The organism is Bradyrhizobium sp. S3.12.5 (assembly GCF_040548225.1).
In the GTDB taxonomy this organism is placed as follows: Bacteria; Pseudomonadota; Alphaproteobacteria; order Rhizobiales; family Xanthobacteraceae; genus Bradyrhizobium; species Bradyrhizobium cytisi.
This window is the reverse complement of record NZ_JBEPRF010000015.1, coordinates 188985-200110: the sequence shown is the minus strand read 5'-3', so window position 1 is coordinate 200110 and position 11126 is coordinate 188985. Positions and strand designations below refer to the sequence as shown.

Annotated in this window: 9 protein-coding genes; 6 read left to right on the top strand and 3 right to left on the bottom strand. The window is 63.3% G+C overall.

Translation table 11 applies throughout. The features are described from left to right. Positions 1–97: 97 nt before the first annotated feature. Positions 98–1894, bottom strand: a complete 1797-nt coding sequence (locus tag ABIC09_RS23415) for a ShlB/FhaC/HecB family hemolysin secretion/activation protein (protein ID WP_354110704.1) — start codon at positions 1892–1894, stop codon at positions 98–100. Between the two features lie 129 nt (positions 1895–2023). Between ABIC09_RS23415 and ABIC09_RS23410 the strand changes: the two genes are divergently transcribed. Both ABIC09_RS23410 and ABIC09_RS23405 read left to right on the top strand, forming a co-directional pair. Then, positions 2024–3268 carry a FecR family protein gene (locus ABIC09_RS23410; RefSeq protein ID WP_354110703.1) on the top strand — a complete coding sequence of 415 codons (1245 nt, stop codon included), beginning with the start codon at positions 2024–2026 and terminating at the stop codon, positions 3266–3268. A 71-nt stretch (positions 3269–3339) separates the two neighbouring features. Then, positions 3340–6084 (top strand): EAL domain-containing protein, encoded by a 2745-nt coding sequence (locus tag ABIC09_RS23405; protein ID WP_354110702.1) that lies wholly within the window; start codon positions 3340–3342, stop codon positions 6082–6084. A 17-nt stretch (positions 6085–6101) separates the two neighbouring features. On the opposite strand, the gene ABIC09_RS23400 is transcribed toward ABIC09_RS23405, so the two are convergent. Further along, a complete protein-coding gene (locus ABIC09_RS23400; protein ID WP_148753433.1) occupies positions 6102–6362 on the bottom strand; it encodes a hypothetical protein in 261 nt (86 codons plus the stop codon). Between the two features lie 194 nt (positions 6363–6556). Here ABIC09_RS23400 and rocF point away from each other — a divergent pair, with 194 nt between their 5' ends. The 4 genes from rocF to ABIC09_RS23380 all read left to right on the top strand — a co-directional run bounded on the left by rocF (position 6557) and on the right by ABIC09_RS23380 (position 9891). Next, a complete protein-coding gene (rocF, locus tag ABIC09_RS23395) occupies positions 6557–7534 on the top strand; it encodes an arginase (RefSeq protein ID WP_148753432.1) in 978 nt (325 codons plus the stop codon). Positions 7535–7694: 160 nt separating this feature from the next. Next, entirely contained in the window at positions 7695–8966 is a 1272-nt protein-coding gene (soxC, locus tag ABIC09_RS23390; RefSeq protein WP_354110701.1) for a sulfite dehydrogenase, read from the top strand. Further along, positions 8953–9492 (top strand): c-type cytochrome, encoded by a 540-nt coding sequence (locus ABIC09_RS23385; RefSeq protein WP_354035485.1) that lies wholly within the window; start codon positions 8953–8955, stop codon positions 9490–9492. The genes soxC and ABIC09_RS23385 overlap by 14 nt, the downstream gene beginning before the upstream one ends. A 102-nt stretch (positions 9493–9594) precedes the next feature. Next, positions 9595–9891, top strand: a complete 297-nt coding sequence (locus tag ABIC09_RS23380) for a hypothetical protein (RefSeq protein WP_354110700.1) — start codon at positions 9595–9597, stop codon at positions 9889–9891. Between the two features lie 3 nt (positions 9892–9894). Here ABIC09_RS23380 and ABIC09_RS23375 read toward each other — a convergent pair whose 3' ends face one another. Next, positions 9895–11109 carry a mandelate racemase/muconate lactonizing enzyme family protein gene (locus tag ABIC09_RS23375; RefSeq protein WP_354110699.1) on the bottom strand — a complete coding sequence of 405 codons (1215 nt, stop codon included), beginning with the start codon at positions 11107–11109 and terminating at the stop codon, positions 9895–9897. Between the last annotated feature and the right edge of the window lie 17 nt (positions 11110–11126).

Genomic DNA, 11126 nt, shown 5'->3' with positions numbered 1-11126 from the left:
CGCTATTGGTCGCATCGTCGACACCTACACGCCCGCAGAATCCACAAACTACTTCGTGGCCGCAGGGTACTTGCAACCTGATCGGCTAACGCTCTCTCTAGAGGCAGGCGCCCCTGCCGCGTTCGGGGCAAAGCCGGAACGCGCTCGACAGGGTGAACAGGAACCGAGGGCTGCGGCGTTCATTGTCCGGCGCCCGGTAGCTCATGGGCACGGCGACGCCGAAATCCGCCTGGAAATCCTGCGGCAGAAAGAACCGCACGCCAGCACCGGCCGACGTCAGCGCCAAGCCGTCGCTCAGACGGTAGCCATCGTTCCAGACTGCGCCGGCGTCGCCGAAAGCGTAGAGCTGGTAGCCGCTCCAGTAACGGAAATTGAGCTTCTGGTCGAAGCGCAGCTCGAGCGAGCCGGCAAGACCGTTATCGCCGCTGATCTCGGCCGCACCATAGCCGCGGCCGAAGGCTGCGCCCCCGAGATAAAATTGCTGCGAGGTGAACAGCGGCCGCGACGCGGTCTGGCTTGCCGCCGAGAGCTTGAGCGACCAGTCGTCATTGAGGGTCTGGTAGCGCGTGAACCAAAAATTCAGCACTGAGAAATTCGAGGACGCGCCATCGCGCGACAACAGATCATCGTCGAAATGCGAGGCGCCGAAGACGTCGAGGCCCTGGCGATAGGTCAGCGTTGCGTAGTTGGTGCCGCCGAAGCGATCCTGAAGCCGGTAGTCGGCGGTGAGGCTCGCGGTCCTGATGTGGTCGTTGTAGTACGGGCCGAACAGGTCGTGCTCCGACACGTTGCTGAAGGTCCCGGCCATGGTGAGCGTCAGTCCGGACGATTGCGACATGAAGGGAACGGTGCTTGCCCGCACCTCGAAAGCCTCCGTTGTGGTGATGTCGCCGTCGAGACGGCGCGCGTCACCTGGCCGGACTGCACTATAGAGGACGGAGGCGCCGAGGCGTACCCCGTCGACGCCGACCGGCGCGTCATAGGACAACCGCGCGAAGCCGAGCTCGCGCGGATCGTTGGCAATGGTCGACAGGTTGACGGCGAGCGTGTCGCCGGGCGTGAGGTAGGAGTTGAAGGCGCCCGTCGCGTAGGTCTGCCATTGGCCGACCGACGACGAGCCGAGATTATCCAGGCCAAACGACGTGAAGACGTGCCAGGTCTTCAGAAAGACGGTGAGGCGGAAGCGACCGGTTGCGCCGCCGATCTCCTCCAGCGCGGTATCGGTGATCCGAACGCCCGGCCTGCCGTTGATGAGGAAGAGCTGGCGTTCGAGCGTTGCCAGACGTGACGGCTGCTCGGCCAGGACCGGCCCGAGCATCGGCCTCACGCCGAACTGCTCGGCGCCGTCGCCCTTCAGATCGGCTTGGACGATCGCGCCTTCGATCACCTGGATCCGGACACGGCCGTCGGCGATGTCCTGCGGCGGCACGATCGCGCGGCTGAGATGGAAGCCGTCACCGCGGTAGAGATCGCTGATCGCGCCGGCGATCGCAGCGAGATCGGCTTGCGAGACCTTCTTGCCGAGATAGGGCTGATAGAGGACGGCGATGCGATCCCGGGAGATGACGTGGGCGCCGCTGATGTTGATGCCGCGCAGGACAAATTGTGGCTTGGTGTCGCCGCCAATGTTCGGCTGGCCAACCGAGGGTAACTTCACCGGAGGGCGGTTCAGAGATTCCTGCTCAGTTTGGTTTTCAAAATACTTCTCCTGCTGGCGTGGATCGAACCCCGGCTGGTTCGCCTGCTGCGCGAACGCCTGCGGAGTTCCCGCAAACGTCGGTCCGAGTAGCACCAGCGTGGCAGCAAGATACCGTCCAACCGCGCCACGCGCGGACCATTCTCCGTAGTTTGACGGTGAGGTCTCCAGGCGCCGGTAAGGATTCAGTAGCCACATGATTTTTCATAGTTTTTTATGGTCAACGATTGGTTAATGCGGCCGCCGGACTCCAGGCGTCCTGCTAAGCCAATCTTGAGTGATTTCGGATACGCATCAGGCTCGCAGCAACTCAGACTGAGGGTCATCATGCTTGTTCGAATTGGAATGCGGTGCGCCGTGATGGCAGCGCTGATCCTGGGAACGGCATCGGGTGCATCCGCTGCGGATGACGGCGTCTGGTCGGTCAGCAAGTCATCGGGCGAGGTCTGGCTCGCCACCAATGGCGCCCAGCAGGTGTCGTTGAATCAGCAGGAGACTCTGAAGCCGGGCGATACCATCCGCACCGGGCGGAACGGGCGCGTGCTGCTCCTTCGCGGCGAAGAGACCATTTTGATCTCTCCCAACTCGGTGGTCGGTGTGCCGACCGAGAGGAAGGATGGACTTTCGACCACCATCATCCAGCAGGCGGGTTCGATCCTGCTCGAGGTCGAGAAGCGTAACGTCAAGCATTTCGAGGTCGAGACGCCCTATCTCGCCGCCGTGGTCAAGGGCACGCATTTCAGCGTCACGGTGGGCGCAGGCAGCACCAAAGTCGGCGTGCTCCGCGGCCAGGTCGAAGTTTCCGATTTCAGGACGGGGCAGCTTGCCCAGGTCATGCCGGGGCAGGTGGCCACTGCCTTCGAGCACGGCAAGCCCGGTCTCAGCCTGAGCGGTGCCGGCACGTTCAATCCGATCGAGCAAGGCAAGCCGCGCGCGTCGATGATCGAGCGTGTGCCCGTGCCGAAGTCGGGCCTGTCGGCGCCGCGCGATGCGGGAGGCGGCCATGCGATCCATGCGCTTGGTACGATCGACAAGGGCACCAAGACAGCCGGCGCGCCGACGCAGTCGCGTCAGGTGAGCGAGACTCACGCACCGAAGGCCGGCGTCGTGCGTATCTCGAGCTCGCTCGGCGAGGTCAAGCTGAACTTTCACAAGGTCACGCACGGGCTGGCCCACGACGCCGTCGCGCCGGGGCGGGTGCGTAACGCGCATGCCGGCACCGACACGGTGTGGAGCGATAGCAAGTCGAGCACGACGACCACTGCCGCGAATAGCTCCACCGTCACGGCGGTCACCGTGAGCAGCAGCGCTTCTGCAGCCAGCGGAACATCGACTCCGTCGAGTGCGACGACAACCGTTGCGACCACCGCCGGGTCCACCAGTGATGCGCTTGGTGGCAGCTCTGGAAGCGGAACCGGCGGGACAAGCGCGACCGGCAACGGCAACAGCGGCAACGGCAATAACGGGAACGGTAATAGCGGGAACGGTAATAGCGGGAACGGCAACAGCGGCAACGGAAATGGAAATAGCGGCAATAATGGCAACCACTACGGTTGGTACAAGCATCACTAGGGCCGTGCCGTCGTAAAGGGGCACGTAAAGGGGCACCTGGCGGCGAGCGCCGTCGGTGCGGGGGAAGCAAGGTGAAACACTATCGGCCACATATCCTCGTCGTGATCGCTCTGGCAGTCGTGCTGTCCACGGGATGGCACGGCTCGCTTCGCAATGCGCTGACTGATCTGCGCTTTGCCTGGGAGTCGCGGGCGGCCAGCGGCAACGTGGTCGTCGTGGCTATCGACGCGCCTTCGATCGATCGGATCGGCGTGTGGCCCTGGCCGCGCAGCCTGCACGCTGACCTCCTGCACAGGCTCGAGGCCGCCGGTGCGCAGGAAGTGGCTTTCGACATCGATTTCAGCACGCCGTCGGATCCGGGCTCCGACGAGGCCTTCCTCACAGCGCTTCGAGAGGTTGGCGGCTCGACGATTCTGCCGTCCTTCAAGCAGCCGACACCAAATGGTGGCGCGGCTCACATCAATCGTCCGCTGAAGCTGTTCGGCAACCAGTCGTGGCCGGCCGTCGTCAATGTCGCCGTCGAATCCGATGGGCTCGTTCGCCGCTATCCGGTCGCGGAGAAGCTCGGCGATGCGCAGATGCCGTCGATGGCCATCGTGTTGGCCGGGCAGGACGCCAATCGGCGGCCGCCTTTTCTGATCGACTTCAGCATTCGTGCGACGTCTATCCCGAGTGTTTCCTATGCCGATGTGCTGCGGGGCGATGCCGCGACCCTCGACAGGCTGAGGGACAAGAAGGTCATCGTCGGTGCTACGGCACTCGAGCTGGGGGACCGGTTCAGCGTTCCAAATGGCCGTATCGTCCCGGGACCCGTGCTCCAGGCGTTGGCGACAGAATCGGTCCTGCAGAGCCGCATGCTGCGCTGGACGTCCGATGCCGGCATGATTGCTGGTCTTGGCGCGATCTGCCTGCTGATGATGTATTCATGGCGCCGCGTCGCACCGGGTTTCCGCGTCGCGATCCTGGTCGCAGCCGGAGCAGGGATCGAACTGACTGCGGTGCTTGTACAGGAGCGCTGGCCGCTTGTCATCGACACGTCGCTGTTCCACATCGCGATCGTCGCCTATCTGACGGCGATCGCGCTGGACGAGATCGATTTCCGCAGTCTGCTGGGTCGCATCGCCGAAAGCCGATTTCATCGCATCGCGATGTCGCTCGGCGACGGTCTGGTCTGCACCGACGAAGATCACCGGATCACGGTCTGGAATCCCGGCGCGAGCGCGGTCTTTGGCTACATGCCTTCCGAGATCATCGGTCGCCCGTTCGAAACGCTTTGCGCAGTACCGGTGGAGGCAGGCACAAGGACCTTCGCCATGCGCGACGCTGCGCGCCAGGCGCTGCTGGTCCCCGGCGGAGCCGTGGTCGTCGAGTTCGAGGGCCGGCGCAAGAATGGCGAAACGTTCGCGGTCGAGGCGAGTTTCTCGGGTTGGCAAGGAACGGAAGGTTTCCAATACGGCGCTATCCTGCGCGATATCTCCGTACGCAAGCGCGAGGCCGAACGCGTCAGATATCTCGCCGAGTATGATGCGCTGACTGGTCTCGTTAACCGCAACACGCTGCATGCGGGACTCGCCACCCTGATTGTTGCGGCGGAGCGGCGGTCCTCCGAAGTCGCGCTGCTCGTGCTGGGACTCGATGGTTTTCAGCAGATCAACAACATGCTTGGACACTCGATCGGCGATCTCGTGCTGCGGGCGGTCGCTGAACGCCTGCGGACCGAGGTCGATGGCAAGGCGGTGGTGGCGCGGCTCAGCGGCGACGAATTTGCGATTGCGCTGGATTGTGTGGAGAGCCATGAGCTGATTGCCGCGTTCGCTGAGCGGATTGCGCGCGCGTTCGAGGCGCCGCTGGTGACCGGCGCGCGACAGCACCGCGTCAGGATCAGCATCGGCGTCGCCGCCTATCCGGAGGGCGGACAGAGCGCGGATGATCTCCTGAGCAACGGTCATCTGGCGCTGAGCCGCGCCAAGGCGACCCGGCGTGGTAGCCATGTGATCTTCGAGAGCGCGATCAGGCAGGAGCTGGAGAACCGGCTGACGCTGGAGAGTGAACTGGCGCTTGCCGCCGACCGCGGCGAGTTCGAGCTGTTCTACCAACCTCAGGTTCGCCTGATCGACGGCGGCCTGATTGGGGCCGAAGCGCTGATTCGCTGGCGGCACCCGGTGCGCGGCTATGTCTCGCCCGGAGAGTTCATGCCGGTGGTCAACACCTCGGCCCTGTCCGAGCGGATCGCGAACTGGGTGATGGAGACCGCCGGCCGGCAGGCGCGCGCGTGGGAGCTGTCGGGCAACGCTGTCCGCGTCGCAATCAACCTCTCGCCCTCGCAGCTCCACTCCGGCGATCTCGCGCATTCAGTTGCGGAGTTGCTGAGAACGACGGGGCTAACCCCCTCGCTGCTCGAGATCGAAGTCACCGAGGACATCCTGCTGCACGACGAGGGCCGCGTGCTCGACATGTTCAAGCGGATTCAGCAGCTCGGCGTGCGTATCCTGTTCGACGATTTCGGAACGGGCTATGCAAGCCTGAGCTACCTGAAGAAGTTTCCGCTCGACGGGCTCAAGATCGATCGCTCGTTCGTGCTCGATCTGCTCGCAGATTCCGACGACGCGGCGATCGTCGGCTCGACCATAGGCCTCAGCAAACAGCTCGGTCTTACGGTCGTTGCCGAAGGTATTGAGAATCGCGCCACCGCGGATTTCCTGGTCAGCATAGGCTGCGAGGAAGGGCAGGGCTACTTCTTCGGCCGTCCGATGCCTGCCGACGCGTTCGAGAAGCAGTTTTTGGCGGCCGAGCTGAAAGCCGTCAGCGCCGCCTAAGCGCGCCTGTTCTGGTGCTAGCGCCGGCGCCCAACCGCTACGCCAAAGAGGAAGGCGACGAACAGGCTGGCCAAGGGCGCTTCGCGCGTGATCGCCGCCACTGTCGAGAGCGGCCGTCCGGGTTTTCGCGCTTCATCGATCGCGTAGGTGAGGCGATCGACGGCTGCACGCAAGCCGCCTGCGACCTCGCCGATGGTGTGGGACACGTCGGTCGCCGCATCGATGGCGCGCTCGGCCATGCCCGGCTGGGGATGGGGCTGCGGTATGTCCGTGCTCAAGCGCGACCTCCAGACCTGACGAAGAAATTGAGGCCGGCGCCTTTGGCTATCCGCGACAGGCGCCGTTTTGAACGGCGGGTACCGGCCTTGCCAAAGAAAATGCGGCGTCCGGGATTTAGTTCCGGCCCCCCGTGAAACGACGGATGCGAATCTCTGTTACGCTGGTGCAGCCTTGCTGACCTCAGGAGATTGCCGTGACCGATCGAACCATCGAGGATCGAGCCCGGCGCATCGCGTTGCTGGGCGCGCCCATCGATATGGGCGCTTCCCAGCGCGGCACCTTGATGGGCCCCGCGGCGCTGCGGACCGCCGGCCTTGCAATGCTGCTTGAAAGCCTGGATTTCGAAGTCGTCGACTACGGCGATCTCTCTGTGGCCGAGGTCAGGGATCTCGCCGACAGGCCGCCGGAGAAGGCCAATCATTACCGCGAAATCCAGCGCTGGACGCGCATGCTCAGCCGCCACGGCTATGAGATCGCGCAAACCGGTGCCCTGCCGATCTTCCTCGGGGGCGATCACACGCTGTCGATGGGTTCGGTCAATGCGATGGCGCGGCACTGGCAGGAGCGCGGACGCGAGCTGTTCGTGCTCTGGCTCGACGCCCATGCCGACTACAATACGCCGGAGACGACGATCACAGCCAATATGCATGGCATGTCGGCGGCATTCTTGTGCGGCGAGGCTGGCCTTGATGGCCTCCTGGGTAATGATCCGCGCGCCTCGATTGATCCTGATAGACTCGACCTGTTCGGTGCGCGTTCAATCGACAAGCTCGAAAAGGAGCTGATGCGCGCACGCCGGATCAGAGTTGTTGACATGCGCCAGATCGACGAGTTCGGCGTCGCGGTGCTGATCCGGCGCGTCATCGAACGTGTCAAGGCGAGCAACGGCGTGCTGCATGTCAGCTTCGATGTCGATTTTCTTGATCCTTGCGTAGCGCCGGGTGTCGGCACCACGGTCCCAGGAGGAGCGACCTATCGCGAGGCACATTTGATCATGGAGTTGCTGCACGATTCCGGCGTGGTGGGATCGGTCGACATTGTCGAGCTGAATCCGTTTCTGGACGAGCGCGGCCGCACTGCACGCACCGCGGTCGAACTGATCGGCAGCCTGTTCGGCCAGCAGATCACAGATCGGCCGACACCCAGCAATGCAATCGCGCCGGGTGAGTGACACCCGAGCCATTTGTGCATCGCAAAGCATGGAACTGCTGCCGCTGCCGGCGGATTTAGGTCAATCCTGATCGAAACCGGCTGCGTTTGAAACGCACGCGGATTGCAAATCTGCTTCGCGGAAGGTTTCATGCGGGCCGAGCTTCATCCGAGGGTCCGCTATGAGCAGCACGATCGACACCCCCGACAAATCCGCAACGACGACACGTCGTCGCTTCCTGAAAGGGAGCGGCGCCGTGGCCGGTGGCGTTGTCCTATCAGCCGGTGCCTCAGCCGCCGCGGAGACCGAAAATCTTCCGCCCAACATTCCGGATTGGATGAAAGCGCCGGGCGATCCGATGGGAAGCCAGCCTTACGGCGCGCCGTCGCCGTTCGAGAAGGGCGTCGTCAAGAACATCTCGAAGAACCTCAAACAATACATCTCCGCGTCCGGCCGGACACCATTGCAGGAGCTCGACGGCATCATCACGCCGAATGGCCTGTTCTACGAGCGGCATCACGGCGGCGTTCCGACGATCGACCCGGCGCAGCACCGGCTGATGCTTCACGGCCTTGTCGAACGGCCTCTGATCTTCACCATGGACGATCTGCGACGCTTCCCTTCGGAGTCGCGCATCCACTTTCTCGAATGTTCCGGTAATCCCGGTTACACCAAGCCCTATGGCAAGACTGCGTCGGACCTGGTCGGCCTGCTGAGCTGCGCCGAATGGACCGGCGTCAGCCTCAAGCTGGTGCTTCAGGAGGCCGGGCTGAAGCCGGAAGCCAAATGGATCATCGCCGAAGGCGCCGACGCGGCAGCGCTGACCCGAAGTATCCCCATCGAGAAATGCCTCGAGGATGCCATGCTCGTCTATAGCCAGAACGGCGAGCGGCTTCGTCCGCAACAGGGTTATCCGTTGCGGCTGCTCCTGCCGGGGTTCGAAGGCAATATGAACGTGAAGTGGCTGCGGCGCCTGCACGTGGCCGCAGAGCCCGCCTATTCGCGCGAAGAGACCTCGAAATACACTGACCTCCTGCCGGACGGTACGGCACGCGAGTTTTCCTTCTACATGGAAGCGAAGTCGATCATCACGCGTCCATCGGGCGGCCAGCGCCTCAGCGCGCCTGGCTTTCACGAAATCACCGGCATCGCCTGGAGTGGCCATGGCAAGATCAAGCGGGTCGAGGTGTCCATCGATGATGGTAAGAGCTGGCAGGATGCACAATTGCAGGAGCCGGTGCTGACCCGTGCCCTCACGCGCTTCCGCCTCCCCTGGCAATGGGACGGCAAGCCCGCCGTGATCCAGAGCCGCGCGATCGACGAAACAGGGTATGTGCAGCCGACGCTCGCCGAGCTGCTCGCGGTACGAGGCGAGAATTATTTCTACCACAACAACGCGATCTGGCCTTGGCGCGTCGCCGCCGACGGGGAGGTCACCAATGCGCTGGCGTGAGATCTGCGGCGTCGTCCTCGCGATCCTGCTCTGCACTTCAGTGAGCACCGCACGGGCGCAGAGTCCTTATGGCATCGGACGGCCCGCGACGGCGGCCGAGATCGCGGGCTGGAATATCGATGTCGGGCACGATGGCAGCAATCTGCCGAAGGGAAGCGGGTCGGTCAGTCATGGACGCGAGGTGTTCGCCCAGCAATGTGCGTCATGTCATGGCGACAACGGCGAGGGCGGATTAGGTGATCGCCTTGTCGGCGGGCAGGGCACGATCGGGACCGCCAAGCCGATCCGCACAGTTGGAAGCTACTGGCCTTATGCGCCGACGTTGTTCGACTACATCCGTCGCGCCATGCCGCAGAACGCGCCGCAGTCGCTGAGCAATGAAGACGTGTACGCGGTGTCAGCTTACATCCTGAACTTGAATGGATTGGTCGGAGCGGATGCGACGGTCGATGCCAAATCGCTCGCGGCGATCAAAATGCCGAACCGTGACAAGTTCGTCGGTGACGCGCGCCCCGACGTGAAATGAACGAAGCGGAATGGTGAAGTTCCGGGCCTTGGCTCGGAACTTGCTTGAGTGAGGTGCGGAACTCGCGGGCCGCATTTGAATTAACCTGCGACAGGAAAAACGATGGATTTTTCGATGACAACCGGCCGCTTCGCAAACTCCATGTCCTCAGCGCTTCGCCATCCCGGCGTCATCGCTCTGATTGTGGCCGGCGTGACGATTGCTGCGATGTTACTCGTCGATCACGGGCCGTGGAATCGTGCCAGGACCCAGCCGGCTCACGTTGCAATGTATGCGACCACGGGCGAAGCCGCCCGCGCGGCGGGCGCCAAGGTGCTTCCGACCGAACCAAAATCGCCGGTTGAGCCGGAGCGGCCGGGTCCGAAGACGTCCCCGATCATCAATCCGGTGACGCCGTAACTCTCAGCTTTTGCGGCCGTAATTGAGGAGCCCGCCTGTGGTCTTCGGCGGATGGGCGCGGAGGGCTTCCTCGTTCGGCTCGGTGCCCCAGCCCGGACGGTCCGGAATGATCAGATGGCCGTTCTGGATTTCCGGCTCGTGCGTGAACAGCTCGCGGTCCCAGGCGAGACGATCGATGTCGATCTCCATGATGCGCAGGTTCGGTACCGCCGCGCAGAAATGAGCGTTCATCATCGAGCAGAGATGGCCGTAGAAATTATGCGGCGCGACGTTGACCTCGAAGACTTCCGCAGCTGAAGCGATCTTCATCGATTGCCACACGCCATTCCAGGGTGTGTCGATGATCGCCACGTCCATCGCCTGCTCGTGGAAATAGGGCAGGAATTCGCGCAGGCCGAGTAGCGTCTCGCAGGACGAGATCGGATGCGGGCTCTGCCTGCGGATATAGCCGAGGGCTTGCGGGTTGAAGCTGTCAATCTCGATCCAGAACATGTCGAGATCGGCAATCGTGCGCAGGATGTTCAAATAGCCTTCGGTCTTGGCGTTGAAGTTGCAGTCGAGCAGGATATCGACGTCGGGACCCGCGCCGTCGCGGATCGCTTCCAGATGCATGCGCAGGTCGCGCAGGATCTTGCGGTCGACATTGATCTCGGGCGCGAAGGGCGAACCGAAGCCGGGCCGCCAGCCAGTCGGCTTGCCGTCGTCATAGGAAAAGATGTTGGTCTTGAGCGCGGTGAATTTCTTCTCGCGTACCTCGCGACCCATCGCCTTGACGCCGTCGAGATTTTCGATCGGCGGCTTGTACCAGGACGGATGATTGATCCGCCAGGTCGCGCAATGCGACCAGTAGACCCGGACACGGTCGCGGATCTTGCCGCCGAGGAGTTCGTAGCAGGGCACGCCCAGGCATTTCGCCTTGGCATCGAGCAACGCATTCTCGATCGCGCCGAGTGCCTGCGCAACGACGCCGCCGGCGGCGGGACGTGTGGCGGCGAACAGCTCGGCATGGATGCGCTCGTGCTGGAAGACGTTCCGGCCGATGACGCGTGCCGAGAGACGCTGGATCGCGGCGCCGACGCCGGGCGAGCCGAAGCCTTCGTCGAACTCGCTCCAGCCGACGACGCCGTCTTCCGTCGTCACCTTGACGAAGTGGTAGTTTCTCCAGCCGGCATCGCAGGCGAGGATCTCGAGACTTGTTGCTTTTGATGATGTTGTCATGTCGCTCCCTGTCGCCC